Source organism: Streptomyces sp. NPDC047108 (assembly GCF_040643575.1).
Classification (GTDB): Bacteria; Actinomycetota; Actinomycetes; order Streptomycetales; family Streptomycetaceae; genus Streptomyces.
This window is the reverse complement of sequence record NZ_JBEYUP010000001.1, coordinates 408,769-426,308: the sequence shown is the minus strand read 5'-3', so window position 1 is coordinate 426,308 and position 17,540 is coordinate 408,769. Positions and strand designations below refer to the sequence as shown.

The window sequence follows — 17,540 nt, the reverse complement described above, 5'->3', positions numbered from 1 at the left end:
CCACAGCGCAACCGCACGGGCGCGGGTAGCGTCGAAGATCTTCGAATCCTCCTTCCCCGCACGTTCTCATCCCCCTTCCCCACACGGGAGTTGTCGCCTGTGGCTGCCCGCCGATCCCTTGCGTTCGTCACCGCTCTGGCAGCGAGTTCATCCCTGTTGTTGTCGGCCTGCGGAGGCGGGGGCGAGACGCCCTCGACGTCCGGCAAGCCCTCCAAGTCCGGCAAGGCGGGGGCCCCGGACCAGACATCACCGGCCAAGTCCTCGGGTGTTCCGTCCGGACGAGGCGGCGCCCCTCGCATCAGCCTCCCGCCTGACGTCGCGCTCGACATCGCGAAACCCGACGCGGATGCCCGGAGCCGGGCGGCGCTGGCCGATCTCTCCTACGCCATCGCGGCTCTGATCGACGGCAAGGCGAAAGGCGACGGCGGTACGGCGTCGATGCGGCACGCCTTCGACTCGGAGGCGGGCCGGTATTGGGCCGAGGCCATCGAGGACTTCAGGAAGTCGGGCCGTACGATCACGGGTTCGTACCGGTACTACGGCCTCGAGACCGACCTGGTGGACAGGGACAGCGCCGACGCGCGCTACTGCGAGGACCAGCGTGTGGCGTACCCCAAGGACCGGAAGACCGGCAAGGTGTTCCGCACCGAGCCGAGCAACGACGACTTCTTCCTCTACACCCTGAAGCTGCGCAAGGTCGACGGTGTGTGGAAGGTCGCGCAGGTGCAGTGGGCGAAGGGCGACGCGTCGTGCGTGCGGAGGTGACGCGGGTTCGGTGAGGAGGCGGGGCTCGACCTGTCGTTGCGGGGAGCCCCCGCCCCGCTCCCTCAGCCCTTGCTCACCGCCGTCAGGATCTCCGGCAGGCGCTTCGCCGTCCTCGGGGCGGCGAAGCGGAGGCCAAGCGCCGTCAGCGTCAGGCCGTACGCCGCGCCCAGCGGGAGGATCAGCCACAGCCAGGCGTGGCCGCCCGACGTGTGGAGCCAGATCGTCAGCCCCAGCAGCGGCGCGCACAGCAGCGCGCCGACCACCATGCCGCCCATGATGCTGATCCAGGCGAGCCCGACCTGCCCCGGTGCGACGTTCTTGTAGCCGCTGTCCTGCGGGATGGAGTACGGGTACAGCGCCGAGGCCGTCGAGCCCGTGGCCAGCAGCGCGCCCAGCAGGCCCAGCGAGATGCCGAGCGCCTCCGGGAAGGCTTCCCACTGGCTCAGGAAGGCCGCGCTCCCCAGCACCACCAGCGTCACGTACGGCACGGCCACCGCGCCCAATGCCAGGGCGCGGCCGCGCAGTTCGAGGTACGCGTCGCGCGGTGAGGAGATCGTCTGAGCGACCATCCAGAACGCGGACGAGTCCTGCCCGAACTGGTTGTACATCTGCATGCCGAGCAGCCCCGCCGACCAGCACGCCGTGTAGACGCTGCCGCCGCCCTGCACCGCCGTCACCACCGGCAGCATGAGTCCGATGGCCAGCGATGTCGCCCAGGCCGCCTTCATCTTCGGGTCGCGCCAGGCGTAGCGCAGGGTGCGCAGCATGACCGTGCCCGTGCGGCCGGGCGGCAGCAGGCGGGCGAGGCCGGGGCCGCTGTCGGCCGCCTTGTCCTCGGCGCCCGTGGACGCCTGGAGCGTCGAGCCGTCGGGGGCGGTCATCAGCCGGGTGAGGCTGTGCTGCCACCAGCGGACGAGGAGGGCCAGCGCCGCCAGGTTCGCCAGCAGTTGGACGGCGGCCCGGGCGTACGCGCCGTCGCCCGCGGCCTGCACGGCGTCGATGGCCGACGCCGGCGGCAGCCAGCGCACCACGTCGGCCACGGGCTCCAGGATGCCGAGCCCGTCCGGGCTGGCGAGCTTCTGCGCACCGATGTTCACGAACTGCGCGCCCACCGCGATGATCAGGCCGCTCAGCACCGCGAGGTCGCGGCCCTTGCGGCTGGTCAGCAGCCGGATGTTCCCGGCGGCGACGGCGCGCGAGAGCGTGACGCAGATCAGCGTCACCAGCGGTACGGCGATGACGCCCAGCGCGACGGCCGCACCGCCCCGCGCGACCGCGATCACCGAGCCGAGCGCGAGCATGAAGGTGAACAGCGGCCCGGCGCCGATCAGTGAGGCGACGAGCAGGGAGACGACGACGGGGCGGGGGTGCAGCGGCAGCATCACCAGCCGCGTCGGGTCCAGCGTCTCGTCGCCGCTGGGGAAGAACAGCGGCATGACGGCCCAGCCGAGCGCGACGAGCGTGATGGCCGAGACGACGAGCGCGGGAGCGTGCGTATGGCCGCGCAGCGCGATCAGGCCCAGCATCTGCCCCGACGCGAACAGCAGCGTGATGACGATGGACGCGATGAACGCGGCCTTGCGGCCCGAGGACTGCCGCAGCCCGTTCCGCAGCAGAGTGATCTTCAGCCGTACGAAGACGGGCGCGACGGCGGACAGCGACGGCGCCGGTGCGCCGCCGACAGGGCCGCCGACGGGGCCGCCGGTGACCATCGCGGACGGGGAGGCAGGGGACGAGGAGGGGGACGGGGAAGCGGCGGACGGGGTCGCAGCGGTCATCGGGCGCCGCCGCCCAGCCACTCGAGGTCCTGGCCGACCGCGCGGCCGTTCGCCCCGACCAGCTCCAGGAACGCCGCCTGGAGCGACGGTGCGTCACCGCGCACGTCCGCCAGCGCGCCCTGCGAACGGATGCGACCGGCGGCCATCACCGCGACCCAGTCGCACAGGCTCTCCACCAGCTCCATCACATGGCTGGAGAAGACGACGGTCGCGCCGGAGGCGGTGTAGCGCTCCAGCACGCCGCGGATCGTCTGGGCCGACACCGGGTCGACGCCCTCGAACGGCTCGTCCAGGAAGAGGACCTGGGGGTTGTGGAGGAGCGCGGCGGCGAGGCCGATCTTCTTCCGCATACCGGTCGAGTAGTCGACGACCAGCTTGTTCTGGGCGCCGGCCAGGTCGAGGACGTCCAGGAGTTGTGTCGCGCGCCGGTCCACCTCCTCGCCCGGCAGGCCGCGCAGCCGCCCCGTGTACGCGAGGAGTTCGCGGCCGGAGAGGCGCTCGAAGAGCCGCAGCCCCTCGGGCAGCACACCGATCCGGCCCTTGACGGCGACCGGGTCCTGCCAGACGTCGTGTCCGCCTATCTCGACGCGGCCGGAGTCGGGGCGCAGCAGGCCCGTGACCATGGACAGCGTGGTGGTCTTGCCCGCGCCGTTCGGTCCGACGATTCCGATGAACTTGCCCGCGGGCAGTTCGAGGTCGATCCCGGCGACCGCGATCTGCTCGCCGAACCTCTTCCACAGCCCCTCGATACGGACCGCGGGCGGCGCGTCCCCCGCTGCCGTCGACGTCGATGCCTGATCGATGTGTTCTGGCTCCCGTGCCACGTGTGGTGCCTTTCGGTGTCCCCGTCGGTGCCGGGCCTGGCTCCCGATCCGCGGCCCACGATACGGGGACGGGTGGGGGGCGGGCAGGGTGCCGGTGCCGCCCGATTCACGGCCTGGTCAGCGGTACGAACGGTGGCCGGGGGCTCGGCGCGGGGCCCGGGCGGGGCCCACCTGGCGGCGTTCGCCGAGCCGTTCGCCGCCGGTGCCCCGAGACGTTCCGTGCATCTCTCTTGCCGGGTGGCGCCGCCTGTGCCATACATGGTCCAGACCATTCGTTCCAGGTCTTTCCCTAAGGCCCGTTCCTTGTCCGGGGCGTTCCCGTCGAGCGGAAGGCCGGCCCGTGAGACGACCGACGGCACCTGGCTCCTCCAGCATTCCCCTGCGCTGCCGCTCCCGCGGCGGCCGCGTCCCGGTGCTCTGCCTGCTCCTGGGGTCCCTGACCGTGACCGCCTGCGGAGCCCTCGGGCCCGGGGGCGGCGACGGGCAGGCGCCCTCCGCCCCGGCGGGCGTCACCGTCCACACCGGAAGCGCCACCTCCGTCCACGTCATGTGGACCCGCTCGACGGACGACACCGGGGTCGCCCGCTACGAGGTGTACGAGGGCGGCGAGATGGTGGCGAAGGTGCCCGGCGGCCGGTACATGGTCGACGTCACCGGGCTGAAGCCCGGGGCCCGCCTTGCCTTCACCGTGCGGGCCCGTGACGCCTCGGGCAACCTCTCCTCCGCCGGCCGCGAGATCCGCGTGACCCTGCCGTCCGCCGCGGCCGCCGACGACCGTACGGCGCCGACCCGTCCGGGCCGTCTGCGCGGCCGCGCCGACGGCGGGCGGGCCGCCACCCTCACCTGGGCGGCGTCGCAGGACACCCTCGGCGTCGCCTCGTACGACATCCACCAGGGCGGCGTACGGATCCACACCGTGGACGGCGGTGACACCACCGCCCTGCTCACCGGGTTGCGGCCCGGCACCCGCTACACCTTCACGGTCAGGGCGCGCGACGCCGCGGGGAACGTCTCGCCCGCCGCCCACCCTGTGCGCGTCACCACCGCGCACGGGCCGGGCGCCGGGACCGGTACCGCGCCCACCGGCTTCCGCGTGCACGCCCGCACCACGGCGTCCGGCGCGCACACGCTCGTCCTGTCCTGGCTCCCGCCGAGGACCGGCGGGGACGTCCCCGCGTACGAGATCCATCTCGACGGCGCGTTCGCCACCACCCTCACCTGGGGCGCGGCCCCGCCTCGCGGCACGGTCCGGCACAGCTTAGCCGTGGGGAAGGAACCCGGCGCCACCTACCGGGTGAAGGTCCGGGCGAGGCTGCCCGACGGCACGTGGGGCCGCTTCACCCCGGAGCGGACGGTCACCACTCCAGGGAGCCGAACCACCCCCTCCTCAAGGGAGTTGTGACGGATCCAGCGGCGCGTAGTCGATACGGACCGAGCGTTCCAGCCACCGGTGGAACTCCTCCGCCTCCGTCACCTCCGCGTGCCGCGACAGGACGAAGGCCGGATAGCCGGTGAAGTCCGGGTAGGGGCGCACCACGTCACCGGGGAAGAGCATCTGCACCACGTGGTCGACCCGCGGGTCCTCCCGCACCGCGTCGAGGCCGTGGATCGCCGTGATCCGCCCGGAACCGCCGCACGGCACGATGTAGTTGGCCGCGGCACCGACGGGCACCGGGTCTCCGCCGCCCATCGACGCAGGGGCCGTACCGGCCGCGATCCGCAGCGCCTCCGCCGCGACGTCGATGCCCGTCACATGCGAGGCGATGTAGTGCGAGACCCCGGAACCGCCGATCCTGGCGCCCAGTTCGAGCAGATACGGGGTCCTGCCTCCGCGCAGCCGCAGCTCGGTGTGCGTGGGCCCGTCCGTGATCCCGAGAGCGGCGTGCGCGGCGACCACCTCGCGCCGGATGTCCGCCGCGACGTCCTCGGGCAGGGACGCGGGAGCGCGGTAGACGCTCTCCTCGAAGTGGGGTCCTTCCGGCTCGCCCTTGTAGCCGATGCTGAGGACGCGCACCTCACCGCCGTGCGCGAGGGACTCGACGGCGAACTCGGGCCCGTCCAGGTACTCCTCGACCACCAGGCCGTCCGGGCGCCCCAGCTGGGCCGCGCAGATCCGCCGGACCTCCTCGACGACCGCGCCGAGGCTGTCCGGGGTCGCGGCCTTGGTGACGCCGAGGCTGGAGAAGCCGTGCGCGGGCTTGACGACGACCGGAAACGTCAGCCGGGCCGCCGCCTCCTCCCACCCGCCCGGGCCCCCGCCGGTGTCCGCGCCGGGGCCTGTGCCGGGGGCGTCGAGCCGTTCGAACCGCGGCACGTTCAGCCCTGCCGCCGCGAGCCGCGCCCGCATCACCCGCTTGTCCTGCGCGCCGAGCGCCGCGTCCAGGCTGATACCGGGCAGCCCTAGGATCTCGGCGGCCTCGGCGACGAACGGCACGGCCGGGTCGTAGAGGGTGACGATGCCCTGGAAGGGCTGGTCCGCATGCCGCTTGCGCAGGACCTCCAGGGCTCCGGCCCGGTCCGCGTCGAGATCCAGGGGCAGGACCTCCGTGACCGCGGGCGGCGGATCCGCGGCCACCGTGTCGTCGGGACGCGGTACGAGGACGAGGTCGATGCCCGCCCGCTCGGCACTCTCGAAGACCCAGGGCAGCGAGGTGCGTTGGTACACCAGCACGACGGTGGGGCGGTTCGTGGTCATCGCGGTGTCCTTGCGGGGTCGGTCTGCGGCGCCGCCGCGACGGCACGGGGCACGTGCCGCCGCCTCACGGCCGGAATCGGATCCAAGCAAACACTCCGGATGCGAACAACCGGTTTGCTCGCCGCCCCCGCCGTCCGTCCCGGCCGCTCGTCCAGGAGCGCCGCCCAGGCCGCCCCCTCACCTCCACGGGAATTGTCAGCCCACGGGACCTTCAGCCCACGGGACCTTCAGCCCACGGGACCGTCAGCCCACCGCCCTCGGCATCTCAGCCCGCCGTGCGGCGCATGCGGCCGGCGGCCGCGTCGCGCCCGCACGCGTACGCCAGCGGGCGGATGAGCTCCTCGACGTCCGGCAGCCAGAGGTTCAGCGCCGTGGGGCGCCGCACCCACTGCACGGGCCCGCGCCCGCCGATCCGCGTCGGCGGCGCCGCCACGTACGCGCCCACACCCCGCGTCGCGAGGTCGAGCGTGCTGGGCGTCCAGCCCAGTTGCCGTACGAGATCCGGGACTTTGGACCCCGCCCCCGGCTGGACGAAGAACAGCATCCGCCCGTCCGGTGCGGACGCGACCGGGCCGAGCGACAGCTCCAGCCGTTCCATCCGAGCCAGCGCGAGACAGCCGGACGTCTCGGGCACGTCGAGCGCGTCGAACGTACGGCCCGTGGGCAGCAGGATCGACGCGTGCGGCTGCTTCGACCACAGGCGCCGCGCCACGACCCCGCTGCCCGTGGCCTGCGCGGCCCAGTCCGGACGGGCCGGATGTCCACCGGGGGAGGGGCAGTTGACGTCCGCGCACGAGCAGCGTTCCGCTCCTCGCACGATCTCGAGCCAGGTGCCGGGGAACACGTCCCACTGCCGTTCTTTCACGTAGCCCGCCGCGATGTCGGCGAGCAGTTCGCCGCGCTGCCGGGGGAAGCGGGGAGCGCCCGGGTCCGGGTCCGGTCCCGCACCCGCGTCCGGCGCGGCGCCCGCGCGCCCGACGGTGACCGCTCCCGGATCCGTACTCACGCCCAGACCCACGCCCGTATTCGTGTTCACGCCCACGCCGATGCCGGTCACACGGCCCGCGTCCGCGCCGGTGACTCCCATGGTCTCGTTCACGTTCATGACAACTCCCGCCGTGTTCAAGGGTTACGGGCTCGCCGGGGGCGACCGGCAGCATCGTTTTCGCGGGTGGGGCGCACAGAAGCACGCACGGGGGCGCGCGAGAGAGCGGTCCGCGAAGAGCGGGTACGGGGTAGTGCGGCGCTTTGCGCACCTGTCATCCGGAAGACCCTGCTCAGTTCCCGGGCGTCCGTTTGGAGAACCGAACGGCAGAAATATCACGAATTTACGAGATAACGGCAGGGAAGAGATCCGTAGCGACGACGAAGGGGGTAGTGCCATGGCCGCCAGGCCACTCGTAGCGCGTCAGCCCAACGAACGACTCCAGGGCCTGATCCAGGAGGCCGCCTGCTCCAACGCCGGCCTCGCCCGCAGGGTCAACATGTGCGGCGCCGAGCACGGCCTCGACCTGCGCTACGACAAGACGTCCGTCGCGCGCTGGCTGCGCGGTCAGCAGCCGCGGGGCCGCGCCCCCGCCATCATCGCCGAGGCGCTGGGCCGGAAGCTGGGGCGCACGGTCACGATCGACGAGATCGGCATGGCCAACGGCAAGAACCTCGCCTCCGGTGTCGGACTGCTGTTCTCGCCCACGGTCGCCGGTGCGATCGAGCAGGTCTGCGAGTTGTGGCGGAGCGACGTCGGGCGCCGGGACTTCCTCTCCGGTTCCTCGGTCGCCGCGTCGGCGCTCGTCGAGCCGAGCCGCGACTGGCTCATCACGGAGACGGATCCGCACGTGGCGCGCACCGCGGGGGCGCGTGTCGGGCAGACCGACGTCGAAGCCGTACGTTCCATGACCCAGGCGCTCGTCGACCTCGACCACCGCTTCGGCAGCGGGCACGTACGGCCGGTGGTCGTGCACTACCTGAACAGCGTGGTGGCCGGACTGCTCAGCGGCTCCTACCGGGAGGCCGTCGGGCGCGATCTGTTCGCCGCCGTCGCCCGCCTCACCGAACTCGCGGGCTACATGGCCGTCGACACCGGCCAGCCCGGCCTGGCCCAGCGCTACTACATCCAGGCCCTGCGGCTGGCCCAGGCCGCAGGGGACCGGGGCTACGGCGGTTACGTCCTCGCCGCGAGCATGAGCCACCTCGCCGCCGCCCTCGGCAATCCGCGGGAGATCGCCCAACTCGCCCGCGCCGCACAGGAAGGGGCGCGCGGGCACGTCACACCGCGGGCCCAGGCCATGTTCCTCGCGGCCGAGGCGCGCGGGCACGCGCTCCTCGGGGACGGGGGTGCGTTCCAGACCGTGGCGGCACGCGCCGAGTCGGCGATGGAGAAGGCCGGCGGCTCGTCGGCCGAGGGACCCGGCGACGACCCCGAGTGGATCGCGCACTTCGACCACGCCTATCTGGCCGATGAGTTGGCGCACTGCCACCGCGACCTGGGCCAGGCCGAGGCCGCCGGACGACGGGCGGAGGAGGCGCTCGCCGGGCACCCGGAGTCGCGGGCGCGGCGCCGCGCCATCGGCCTCGCCCTGCTCGCCTCGGCCCAAGTGCAGCAGCGGGAGATCGAGTTGGCGTGCACGACGGGTACGCAGGCGCTCGAACTCCTGGCCGGGCTGCGCTCCAACCGCGGTACGGAGTACCTGGAGGACCTGCAGCAGCGGCTCGCCCCCTTCAAGGACGAGCCGCTGGTACGGGAGTTCGGGGCCCGCCTGGACACGGTCGCGGCCTGAGGGCCGCCGGAGAACTCGCAGGAGCAGGGAAAAAAGACGTCCGCCCACCCGCCCTTGACCGGGGCGGGTGGGCGGAGCCACGTACGAGGGGCCGGAGCCCGTACGCCTGCGGGTCAGGCGGTCGGCTCGGGCGTGGTGAAGTAGAGCGCGAAGGCGGCGATGATCTCCTCCTCGGTGATCTTGCCGTCCTTGTTGTCGTCGAGCGCCGCGGCCACCATGGCGCACGCGTCCGACGGAACCCCGAGTGACCGCACCACGCGCTCGGCCTCATCAGGGGTGATGACGCCGTCGCCGTCGGTGTCCGCGATCCGGATCACCGACCGCAGGAACGGTCTGGCGATCTCGGCGAACCGCTTCGCGTTGTCGCTGAGGCGCTTGACCGCCCCGTTGACGAACTCCTCCCGCGTGACGTGCTGATCGCCGTCCGTGTCGGCGATCGCCGCCATCCCCTGCCAGAACGCCTCCGCGCCCTCGTAGAGGGACTGGCCCTTCATCGAGCGGGCGGTCACCTCGAACTCCGCCAGGACGGCGGCAGCGGCGGCGTTGAAGTCCTCGCGGGAGATGTAGCCGTTGCCGTCCTGGTCGAAGGCGGCGAAGCGGCGGGCGATCTTTGCTTGGTATTCAGCGGGATCCACGGTCGGCCTCACGTTTGCGTCGGGTACCGGGGTCAGATAGTACGTACGTCCTGGCCGGAGGCGAAGTTCAGAAACGTGTGCCATGCATCAGCCGAAAAGTGGAGCCGCGGACCGTCCGGATCCTTGGAGTCACGGACGGCTACGGCTGCTCCGGCGAGCTGAGTGAACTCCACACACTCGCCCCCTTGGCCGCTGCTGTAACTGGACTTACGCCACTCGGCGCCTCCGAGCGGGGCGCATTCGATGCAGTCTCCGCCTTGGGGGCTGCTGTAGCTCGACTTGCGCCATCTGGTGCTCATAGCTCCTCCAGGAGTGAGGCAATAAGCCCCGCCGAACCCTCTGGTGAGAGCGCGGCGGCCCGGAGAAGATCGTATCGGAACGCTGCTTGCTTGAACTCGTCCGGATGAGCCATTACATGAGCGCTTCCGACGCCTTCGCTGTAGACGAAGTCGGCCCCTTCGTTCATGGTCAAGAGGTTGAACGAGCCATCGGCCGATGTCGGGATCCCAGCGCTGAACGGCAGGACCTGGATGACCATGTTCGGGTCGTAGCGGTAGCTCAACAGGTGCTCGAGTTGAGCGCGCATGATCCCGTTGTCCGCGGGGCGGCGGCGGAGCACGGCTTCGTCCAGGACCACCCAGATCTGTGGTGCATCTTGCCGCATGAGGATGTCCTGACGCTCCATCCTGGCGGCGACCTTTGCCTCCAGGTCCTCATGGCGACCCATGCGCAGCATTTCGCGCGCATAGTCCTCGGTCTGCAGCAGTCCGTACATGTATTGCGCCTGGTACGTACGGATCGAGGTCGCCGATGCCTCGAACTCCGTGTACTCGCGGAACCACGACGGCAGGGCCAGCCGTGCCACCAGCGGCCACAGGCGCGCGAACGAGCCGTCCGTCTCGAAGATCTTGTCGCAGCCGTCGGCGAACTCGTCCGTCGGGAAGCGCTTCGCCGTCTCGATGTAGCCCACCAGCGCGCCCGAGCAGTACAGCTTGCTGCCGAGGTCCTTCTGCGTCATGTCCGTCTTCTCGCGGTGCCGACGCACCTCCGAGCCGAAGAACGCCAGGGGGGACTTGGACGGATCGAGGTCGGTCGTGTTCGGCATGGCGGTCCCCCTTGGCGTACGGCACTGCAACAGTGACCGCTGTCAGCAATCACCCTGTAGCCGAGAGTAGCCATCAGCGCCGACAGTGGTGATGTGAATCACGAAACCGAAGGTGGCCTGCACATCAGCAGGTTGCCTCTGCCGCACAGCCCCCTGGCCGCCGCCCAGGCCCGCCGTCATGTCCGGGACGTGCTGAGGACCTGGGGGCTGGGCGGGGGCGAACTGGCCGATGCGGTCGAGCTGGTGGCGAGCGAACTGGTCACCAACGCCGTACGGCACGCCGTGTGCCCTTGCGGCTGCACACGCGGGGTGATCGCCCTGGCGCTGTGGCGCGCGGACGGGCGGCTGCGGGTGGAGGTCGGGGATCCGGCGCGGACGCCGCCGCGGTGGCCGGAGGGCGTACCGGACACGGAGGGGTGCGGCGGTCGCGGCCTGGCGATCGTGGCCGCGCTGGGGAAGGACTGGGGCTCCTACGAGCGACCGGTGCGCGGGAAGGTCGTCTGGTGCGAGTTCCCGGCGGTCGACGGGTGCGCGAGGGGTGAAGGGGGTGCCGGGGGTTACGCGGAGAGCGGGCGCGCGGACTCGTCGAGAGCGGAGTCGACGTCCGAGTAGACCTCGAAGAGGCGGCGGACGCCGAGGGCGGCGAGAACGCGGTTCACATGCGAACCGTCCTCGGCCCCGCGCGCGGGAAGGATCAGGCGCAGCCGGCCCTGACAGGAGCGCATCAGCCTGCGGGAGGCGATGAGCACCCCGACCCCGCTGGAGTCGCAGAAGCGGACTCCGGAGAGGTCGAGCACGAGGCTGCGGCGGCCCTCGGCCACCGCCTCGTGCACGTGCTGGCGTACGGCGGGCGAGGTCACCAGGTCCATCTCGCCCGAGATCCGTAGCACCGCCCAGTCGCCCTGCTCGGCTTCCATCACCTTCAACGTCACGCCCCGACGTCCCTTCGCTTGCGATCGCTATCCGGAAGCAGCCCTTCCGACTGCGGCTGCCCGACCGTTCCCCCTCGAAACACACGACTCGGTCGTCGCTCATGGCGACCCTATGCGCAATCGGGAACACCAGTCTCAGAAGCGACGAGCAAAGTGACCGGATCTATATCAGGTTCGCTCGTCTCCGGAGGGCACATTGCCCAAAGGGCGTGCGATATGCGTAGAGCCCACTACATTCGATGGGGACGACGGCACAGGGATGGGGGCCGGATGGCGAACGAGGCATCTCCCCGTTGGGACCGGAAGATGCAGCAGAGGCTGGTGCGTGGCGAGGCGGCCGCGCTCGGTGAGCTGTACGACCGCTTCGCCTCCCTCGTCCACGGCCTCGCCTACCGCGTGCTCGACGACGAGGAGGCCGCCGACCGCGTCACGCGGGACATCTTCGTCAGGATCTGGGAGCACCCCGAGGCGTACGACGCCAACCAGGGCCCGCTGCGCTCCTGGATCGCCTCGATCGCGCACCGCCAGGCGGTGCGGCGGCTGCGCGAGACCGAGGCGCAACTCCTCGGCGAGGGCGTGCCGCCCGACCGGATGGAGAAGAAGGTCAGGGCGGCGTCCGCCGCGGCGCGCGCCGACTACATCAGGAACTCCATGCCCGCATCGCTGCGCGCCGCGCTGGAGCTGGCGTACTTCAAGCACCTCGACTACCGGGCGGCCGCGGCCGATCTGGGCGTCACCGAGGACGAGGCGCGTCGCCGGCTGCGCCTCGGCCTGCAGTTGCTGTCCACGGCGCACCAGGTGTCGGGGCACCAGGCATCGGCGCACCCTTCGCCGGGGCACGCGCCGTCACCGGCGCAGTCCCCGTCCCAGCCACCCGGTCCCGGGGGCGTGCTGTGAGCGGGCCGTTCGGACCCGACCGGCCGGGTGAGGCGGAGGGCGGCCCGGCCGAGGAGCGTCCCCGCATACCACCCCCGCGGGCGGCGGCCGAGGACCGCGGCCCGCTGCCGGACCCGGAGACGGTGATGCCGTCCGCGTCGCCCTCCCCGCCCGAGCCGATCCAGCTGCCGGTTCCGCCTGCGCCTGAGCCTGAGCCGGAGGTCCCGGCTCGGAGTGCGCCTCCGGGGGTTCCGTTCGACCACAAGGTCCTGAAGTCGCTGCTCGGCGCCTGGGCCCTGTCGGCGTGCTCCGCCGAGGAGTCCGCGGCCGTCGACGCGCATCTGACCGACTGCGGGATGTGCGCGGACGAGGCCGTACGGCTGCGCGACGCGGTCGGCCTTCTCCACAAGGAGGACAATCTCGACCTCGACCCGATGCTGCGCACCCGCACGCTGGCGGGATGCCTGGGACGGCGTCCGGCGCGTATCCCGGTGCCCGCGTGGGCGGCGCCGTACGACGCGGAGACCGCGCGGCTGGACGCGCTCCTCCACGACATGGGCGAGTCGGAGTGGCGCACTCCGGTGCGGCTGCGCTGGTACGAGGGCAGCCGCGGGGTCGAGCGCGAGGCCACGGTCGCCGCGGTGCTGGCGCATCTGATGGCGGTCGACGGCGCGGTGGCCGCGGCGCTGGGTCTGGCCGATCCGCTGGGTGGGCTGGGGGAGTTCACGGGACCCGGGTCCCCGCCCGTGTCACCGGCCTCCCGCACGGAGGCGTACTGGCGGTCGGAGATGCCGGAACCGCCGGGATCGGTGCGCGACGTCTGGCGCGACCAGGCCCGCTCGATGGTCCGCACGGTCGGCTTCGCGGGCGGACGGGCCGCCGAACAGCAGGTCCCGTACGGGGAGTTCGGGCTCCCGCTGTGCGACTCCTTCCTCGACCGGGCCTTCGAGTGCTGGATGCACGCCTGGGACATAGCCGAGGCCGTGGACTATCCGTACGAACCCCCTGCGGCCCCGCATCTGCACCTGATGATCGATCTGGCGGTGCGGATGCTGCCGGAGGCGCTCGCCGGGCGGCGGCGGATCGGGCTCGCCGGTCCGGTGCACCGGCTGAGCGCGGCGGGAAAGCCGGGCCGCACCCTGCACTTGGAGGTCGAGGGCAAGGGCGGCGGGCACTGGTTCATCCCGCTGGACTCGCCGGGCGCGGTGGGGTCCCCGGAGGAGGAAGTCGCGCGCGTGGCTCTGGACGCCACGGAGTTCTGCCAGCTCGCGGCCGGGCACATCCTGCCCGAGGACGCGGCGGCGGGGCAGGAGGGCGACCGGGAGGCGATCCGCGAGGTGCTGTCCGCCGCGGCCGCACTGTCCCGTCTGTGACGGCGTCCTGTCGGTGACGCCGCGGTCCTCGTGGGGTGGTGGCGGGTCCTACAGGTGCCGCGCGCGTCTCACGTTCCTCAGGCGAAGACGACCGTGCGGGTGCCGTTGAGGAGCACGCGGTGCTCGCTGTGCCACTTGACCGCGCGGGCCAGCGCCTGGCACTCCACGTCACGGCCGATGGCGACCAGCTGGTCCGGCGTGACCCAGTGCCCCACGCGCTCGACCTCCTGCTCGATGATCGGGCCCTCGTCGAGGTCCGCGGTCACGTAGTGCGCGGTGGCGCCGATCAGCTTCACGCCGCGGGCGTGCGCCTGGTGGTACGGCTTCGCGCCCTTGAAGCTCGGCAGGAACGAGTGGTGGATGTTGATGATCCGTCCCGACAGGGCCTTGCACAGATCGTCCGAGAGCACCTGCATGTAGCGGGCGAGCACGACCAGTTCCACGCCCTCGTCCTCGACGATGCGCAGCAGCTCCGCCTCCGCCTCCGCCTTGTTCTCCCTGGTCACCGGGATGTGGTGGAACGGGATGTCGTAACCGGCGACGAGTTCGGCGAAGTCGGTGTGGTTGGAGACCACGGCCGCGATCTCGACCGGCAGGGCACCGATGCGGGTGCGGAACAGCAGGTCGTTCAGGCAGTGCCCGAACTTGCTGACCATGAGGACGACCCGCATCCTCTGCTCGGGCCGGTGGATCTGCCAGTCCATTCCGAAGCGGTCACCGATCGCGGCGAAGCTGGCCCGCAGCTTGTCCAGCGTCACCGGCTGCTCGGCGGAGAAGTGCACCCGCATGAAGAACAGTCCCGTGTCGTGGTCGCCGAACTGCTGGCTGTCCTCGATGTTGCAGCCGGTCATGAACAGGTAGCTGGACACGGCGTGCACGATGCCCTGCTTGTCCGGGCAGGAGAGCGTGAGGACGTACTGCTCGGGGTCGCGCGGGGCCGCGGCGGACTGGGACTCGTTCATGACCCCATAGCGTCGCACACCTGCGCAGCTCACCCGCACCGCGTCCGCCCGCGCTCGCCGGCATCCGCTCCCACCCCATGGGCAACTACTTGCCTGATAGGAAAATGAAAGGTACGTTCCACTCGTTACCCGGTAACCCGGTTACGTGCTGATGCCCCGGTCCGCGACGTGAGGAGACGGCTGTGTCCCATGAACCCGATCCCGAGGACGCGGCCCGCGCTCTGGACGACGTCCAGCACCGCCGCGACCAGGCGATCGACGCGCAGCGTCTGCCCTTCTGGTTCGGCGTGGCCTGGGGCACCTGCCTCTTCCTGCTGATCGCCTCGCCGGACCTGCTGCCGCTGCTGAACCTGGAACGGTGGAAGGGATGGTGGGCCGTGTCGAGCGCGGTCCTCGTCACGGCGTTCGCCGTCGCCCAGTACACCCCTCAGGGGCGCAGCCTGTTCGGGATCGCCCCCCCGCTGCGGCCGTCCGGACTCGCCCCTCCGCCGCACCGGAGCATGTGGCCGAGCAGCGTCGTGACCCTCGCGGCCGTGACCGCCGGCGCCACGGTGATGGTCCTGGTCCTGGCCCAGGCCCCGTACTGGCACATCTGGGCGGGGCTGATGGCCGGAGTCGCGGTGATCGTCTCTCCCGAGCGGCGGAACGCGCGCCTGAAGCGGTTCAGCGCCGAGGCGAACGCCCGTCGCCGATCCTGAACAGACGCCCGTCGCCGACGGTGAACGCCGGGCGCCGAACCTGTCGCGGGCCGGACGGCCCGGACGTCAGACGGCCTCGGAGGCGATCTCCCGCTTCATGATCGCGAGCACGTCGAGCGAGAGGGGCGCGGTGTCCGGGTCCTCACCGTCGTTGGCGGCGAGCCGTACGTGCGCCTCGCGCGCGGCCCGCACGGCCTCGGTCCACCCGTGGTGCTCCAGATAGGCCGCAACGGGGGCGTCGGGACCCACCTGATGCATGATCCGCAGCACACGCAGCACGGCGACGTCCACGAGGGCCGCCTCCTGCGAGTCGCGGAAGATGGTTCCGACGTATTTCTCGGCGGACCAGTTGTCCAGCCAGGTGTCCTCGACGAGCCGGTAAACGGCGTCGGTGACGTCCCCGTAGCCTTCGCGGCCGGGCAGCCAGCATTCCTGCTGGAAGACGGGGTCCGAGAGCATGTGCAGCGCGGAGCGCACATTGCTGCGCCAGCGCCACCACGGCATGTCGTTGAGTGGCATGCCGCCCATGGTGGTCGAGCGACGGCCGGGACGGGAAGACCTCTCCTTACCTTGCACAGCTCCCGATCGTACGTTCTTCACAAGTACCTCGTGCACGGACCCTCGCTGTTCACTCGTGAGTTACGCGGCGTTGGCCGGTCGTCACTCTTCCGTTGTGCGGCGGCCGGAAGGGTTGTGCGGTATGACCGGACGGCGACACTCCTCTTCCTCCCGCCCCTTTCACCCCGCCCGCCCCTCTCGTCCCTCCCGCTCCGCCAGAACTGCCGCGATCACCTCGGTCGCCGCGCTGGCCGCGGGTGCCGCCGTCCTCGCCGGATGCGGCGAGCTGTCCGGGGTCGCGCGTACGGCCAAGGATCCGATCGTGGTCATGACCATGGCCCCGGAAGGGACCAAAGCCACCAACATGCCGGGCATGCCCGCAATGGCCCAGGCGTATGCCCGATGGATCAACAACAGGGGCGGGATCGGGGGGCGCGAGCTCAAGGTCATCCGCTGCAACGACCGCAACGAGTCGGTGGGCGCGGGCCGTTGCGCACGGCGAGCCGTCACGGAGAACGTCGTCGCGGTCGTCGGCTCGTACAGCCAGCACGGCCGGTCCTTCATGCCGCAACTGGAAGCGTCCGGCATCCCCTACATCGGCGGATACGGCATCTCGGACGAGGAGTTCAACAGCCCCCTGTCGTACCCCGTCAACGGTGGCGTCGCCACGCTGCTCGCCGGCAACGGGCGCCAGCTCGCCCGGAGTTGCGACCAGGTCTCGCTCGTCCGGCCCGACACCATCGCGGGTGACCAGATGCCGTCCCTGATCAACGCCGGCCTGGAACAGGGCGACCGGCAGTCCGCCCATGACGTCCGCGCGCCCGAGGACGCGACCGACTACACCCCGCAGGCGGAGCGCGCCCTGGCCCGCGCGGGCGCGGACCCCGCCCGGTACGGGACCGCGGAGTACGCGGCGACATCCGGCGGCGCGTGCGTCACCGCGGCGCTCGGCGACCGCACCGACAGCTTCTTCGACTCCTTCCGCCGCATCCAGGAGGACAAGGACAAGGTCACCATCGCCTCCGTCCTCGGCAGCGTCCAGCAGTCGCTGGTGACCCGGACCGGCGGCAAGTCCTCCCCGCTGGAAGGCGCGTACGTCACCGGGTGGTACCCGGCGGCGAGCGACCCCCGCTGGGCGCCCATGCGCCAGGTCGTCAACCAGCACGCCTTCGGCGACAACCGCATCGACCCGGCGGACCCGGGCGTGCAGACGACCTGGATCGCGTACACGGTGCTGCGCGCCGCGGTCGAGTCGCTGGACGGCGGCGAGGTCACGGCCAAGTCCGTACGCCGGGTACTGGACAGCGGTCTCGGGAAGGCCGGCGTGGACACCGGCGGGCTGACGCCCAGACTGAGCTGGCGGTACGAGGACATGCTCGCGGTCGGGGGCTTCCCGCGGATCACCAACGCCCGGGTGACGTACCAGGTCGTGCGCGACGGGCGGCTCGTGCCGGTCGGCCGGGACTCGGTGGACGTCGCGAAGACCTTGGAGGGGCGGGTCGACTAGGGCGAAAGCTCTTGGCCCGTTCGACGGACCCGGGCCCGATCGGTGCTCCCCGACC

18 protein-coding genes are annotated in these 17,540 nt (G+C 71.6%); 8 read left to right on the top strand and 10 right to left on the bottom strand.

Features of this window, described 5'->3' with window-relative positions; all coding sequences use genetic code 11:
* Positions 1–99 precede the first annotated feature (99 nt).
* Entirely contained in the window at positions 100–765 is a 666-nt protein-coding gene (locus ABZ822_RS01840) for a hypothetical protein (RefSeq protein ID WP_360845698.1), read from the top strand.
* Positions 766–827: 62 nt separating this feature from the next.
* On the opposite strand, the gene ABZ822_RS01835 is transcribed toward ABZ822_RS01840, so the two are convergent.
* Both ABZ822_RS01835 and ABZ822_RS01830 read right to left on the bottom strand, forming a co-directional pair.
* Positions 828–2,477 carry a transporter gene (locus ABZ822_RS01835; protein ID WP_360846930.1) on the bottom strand — a complete coding sequence of 550 codons (1,650 nt, stop codon included), beginning with the start codon at positions 2,475–2,477 and terminating at the stop codon, positions 828–830.
* A 62-nt stretch (positions 2,478–2,539) separates the two neighbouring features.
* Positions 2,540–3,346, bottom strand: coding sequence for an ABC transporter ATP-binding protein (locus ABZ822_RS01830; RefSeq protein WP_360846928.1), 807 nt, complete (start codon positions 3,344–3,346; stop codon positions 2,540–2,542).
* 361 nt (positions 3,347–3,707) lie between these two features.
* Here ABZ822_RS01830 and ABZ822_RS01825 point away from each other — a divergent pair, with 361 nt between their 5' ends.
* Complete coding sequence (locus ABZ822_RS01825; RefSeq protein WP_360845696.1) at positions 3,708–4,769, top strand: fibronectin type III domain-containing protein; 1,062 nt, start codon at positions 3,708–3,710, stop codon at positions 4,767–4,769.
* On the opposite strand, the gene ABZ822_RS01820 is transcribed toward ABZ822_RS01825, so the two are convergent.
* Together ABZ822_RS01820 and ABZ822_RS01815 are read right to left on the bottom strand one after the other, a co-directional pair.
* Complete coding sequence (locus tag ABZ822_RS01820) at positions 4,755–6,062, bottom strand: ATP-grasp domain-containing protein (protein WP_360845694.1); 1,308 nt, start codon at positions 6,060–6,062, stop codon at positions 4,755–4,757. The genes ABZ822_RS01825 and ABZ822_RS01820 overlap by 15 nt on opposite strands.
* 265 nt (positions 6,063–6,327) lie before the next feature.
* On the bottom strand, positions 6,328–7,167 hold the full coding sequence (locus ABZ822_RS01815; protein WP_360845692.1) for a bifunctional DNA primase/polymerase: 840 nt from the start codon (positions 7,165–7,167) through the stop codon (positions 6,328–6,330).
* A gap of 277 nt (positions 7,168–7,444) precedes the next feature.
* Here ABZ822_RS01815 and ABZ822_RS01810 point away from each other — a divergent pair, with 277 nt between their 5' ends.
* On the top strand, positions 7,445–8,839 hold the full coding sequence (locus ABZ822_RS01810; protein ID WP_360845690.1) for a transcriptional regulator: 1,395 nt from the start codon (positions 7,445–7,447) through the stop codon (positions 8,837–8,839).
* 113 nt (positions 8,840–8,952) lie between these two features.
* Here the strand turns inward: ABZ822_RS01810 and ABZ822_RS01805 are convergent, their stop codons facing one another.
* Genes ABZ822_RS01805 through ABZ822_RS01795 form a run of 3 tightly spaced genes read right to left on the bottom strand, consistent with a single transcriptional unit; the run spans position 8,953 to position 10,579 of the window.
* Positions 8,953–9,474, bottom strand: a complete 522-nt coding sequence (locus tag ABZ822_RS01805; protein WP_360845688.1) for an EF-hand domain-containing protein — start codon at positions 9,472–9,474, stop codon at positions 8,953–8,955.
* Positions 9,475–9,506: 32 nt separating this feature from the next.
* Complete coding sequence (locus tag ABZ822_RS01800; RefSeq protein WP_360845686.1) at positions 9,507–9,773, bottom strand: DUF397 domain-containing protein; 267 nt, start codon at positions 9,771–9,773, stop codon at positions 9,507–9,509.
* Positions 9,770–10,579 carry a helix-turn-helix transcriptional regulator gene (locus ABZ822_RS01795; RefSeq protein WP_360845684.1) on the bottom strand — a complete coding sequence of 270 codons (810 nt, stop codon included), beginning with the start codon at positions 10,577–10,579 and terminating at the stop codon, positions 9,770–9,772. The genes ABZ822_RS01800 and ABZ822_RS01795 overlap by 4 nt, the downstream gene beginning before the upstream one ends.
* 93 nt (positions 10,580–10,672) lie before the next feature.
* Here ABZ822_RS01795 and ABZ822_RS01790 point away from each other — a divergent pair, with 93 nt between their 5' ends.
* Positions 10,673–11,191, top strand: coding sequence for an ATP-binding protein (locus ABZ822_RS01790; protein WP_360845682.1), 519 nt, complete (start codon positions 10,673–10,675; stop codon positions 11,189–11,191).
* On the opposite strand, the gene ABZ822_RS01785 is transcribed toward ABZ822_RS01790, so the two are convergent.
* Positions 11,137–11,511, bottom strand: a complete 375-nt coding sequence (locus ABZ822_RS01785) for an STAS domain-containing protein (RefSeq protein WP_360845681.1) — start codon at positions 11,509–11,511, stop codon at positions 11,137–11,139. The two genes, ABZ822_RS01790 and ABZ822_RS01785, sit on opposite strands and share 55 nt — an antisense overlap.
* Positions 11,512–11,781: 270 nt before the next feature.
* On the opposite strand from ABZ822_RS01785, the gene ABZ822_RS01780 reads away from it, so the two are divergent.
* Positions 11,782–12,408 (top strand): sigma-70 family RNA polymerase sigma factor, encoded by a 627-nt coding sequence (locus ABZ822_RS01780; RefSeq protein WP_360845679.1) that lies wholly within the window; start codon positions 11,782–11,784, stop codon positions 12,406–12,408.
* Complete coding sequence (locus ABZ822_RS01775; protein ID WP_360845677.1) at positions 12,405–13,760, top strand: maleylpyruvate isomerase family mycothiol-dependent enzyme; 1,356 nt, start codon at positions 12,405–12,407, stop codon at positions 13,758–13,760. Before ABZ822_RS01780 ends, ABZ822_RS01775 begins: the two co-directional genes overlap by 4 nt.
* Before the next feature lie 77 nt (positions 13,761–13,837).
* Here ABZ822_RS01775 and purU read toward each other — a convergent pair whose 3' ends face one another.
* Complete coding sequence (purU, locus tag ABZ822_RS01770) at positions 13,838–14,722, bottom strand: formyltetrahydrofolate deformylase (RefSeq protein ID WP_360845675.1); 885 nt, start codon at positions 14,720–14,722, stop codon at positions 13,838–13,840.
* 182 nt (positions 14,723–14,904) lie between these two features.
* Here purU and ABZ822_RS01765 point away from each other — a divergent pair, with 182 nt between their 5' ends.
* Positions 14,905–15,420, top strand: coding sequence for a hypothetical protein (locus tag ABZ822_RS01765; RefSeq protein ID WP_360845673.1), 516 nt, complete (start codon positions 14,905–14,907; stop codon positions 15,418–15,420).
* A 66-nt stretch (positions 15,421–15,486) separates the two neighbouring features.
* Here the strand turns inward: ABZ822_RS01765 and ABZ822_RS01760 are convergent, their stop codons facing one another.
* Positions 15,487–15,939, bottom strand: coding sequence for a hypothetical protein (locus ABZ822_RS01760; protein WP_360845671.1), 453 nt, complete (start codon positions 15,937–15,939; stop codon positions 15,487–15,489).
* Positions 15,940–16,120: 181 nt separating this feature from the next.
* Here ABZ822_RS01760 and ABZ822_RS01755 point away from each other — a divergent pair, with 181 nt between their 5' ends.
* The gene (locus ABZ822_RS01755) at positions 16,121–17,485 is read left to right on the top strand and encodes an ABC transporter substrate-binding protein (RefSeq protein ID WP_360845669.1); all 1,365 of its coding nucleotides are present in this window, start codon (positions 16,121–16,123) and stop codon (positions 17,483–17,485) included.
* The last annotated feature ends 55 nt before the right edge of the window (positions 17,486–17,540 follow it).

What these genes read in the sequence shown, in the direction of transcription:
- ABZ822_RS01760 (WP_360845671.1), bottom strand. Translation starts at nt 15,939, where the DNA reads ATGCCACTCAACGACATGCCGTGGTGGCGCTGGCGCAGCAATGTGCGC.
- ABZ822_RS01800 (WP_360845686.1), bottom strand. Translation starts at nt 9,773, where the DNA reads ATGAGCACCAGATGGCGCAAGTCGAGCTACAGCAGCCCCCAAGGCGGA.
- ABZ822_RS01815 (WP_360845692.1), bottom strand. Translation starts at nt 7,167, where the DNA reads ATGAACGTGAACGAGACCATGGGAGTCACCGGCGCGGACGCGGGCCGT.
- purU (WP_360845675.1), bottom strand. Translation starts at nt 14,722, where the DNA reads ATGAACGAGTCCCAGTCCGCCGCGGCCCCGCGCGACCCCGAGCAGTAC.
- ABZ822_RS01820 (WP_360845694.1), bottom strand. Translation starts at nt 6,062, where the DNA reads ATGACCACGAACCGCCCCACCGTCGTGCTGGTGTACCAACGCACCTCG.
- ABZ822_RS01810 (WP_360845690.1), top strand. Translation starts at nt 7,445, where the DNA reads ATGGCCGCCAGGCCACTCGTAGCGCGTCAGCCCAACGAACGACTCCAG.
- ABZ822_RS01780 (WP_360845679.1), top strand. Translation starts at nt 11,782, where the DNA reads ATGGCGAACGAGGCATCTCCCCGTTGGGACCGGAAGATGCAGCAGAGG.
- ABZ822_RS01795 (WP_360845684.1), bottom strand. Translation starts at nt 10,579, where the DNA reads ATGCCGAACACGACCGACCTCGATCCGTCCAAGTCCCCCCTGGCGTTC.
- ABZ822_RS01755 (WP_360845669.1), top strand. Translation starts at nt 16,121, where the DNA reads ATGACCGGACGGCGACACTCCTCTTCCTCCCGCCCCTTTCACCCCGCC.
- ABZ822_RS01835 (WP_360846930.1), bottom strand. Translation starts at nt 2,477, where the DNA reads ATGGTCACCGGCGGCCCCGTCGGCGGCCCTGTCGGCGGCGCACCGGCG.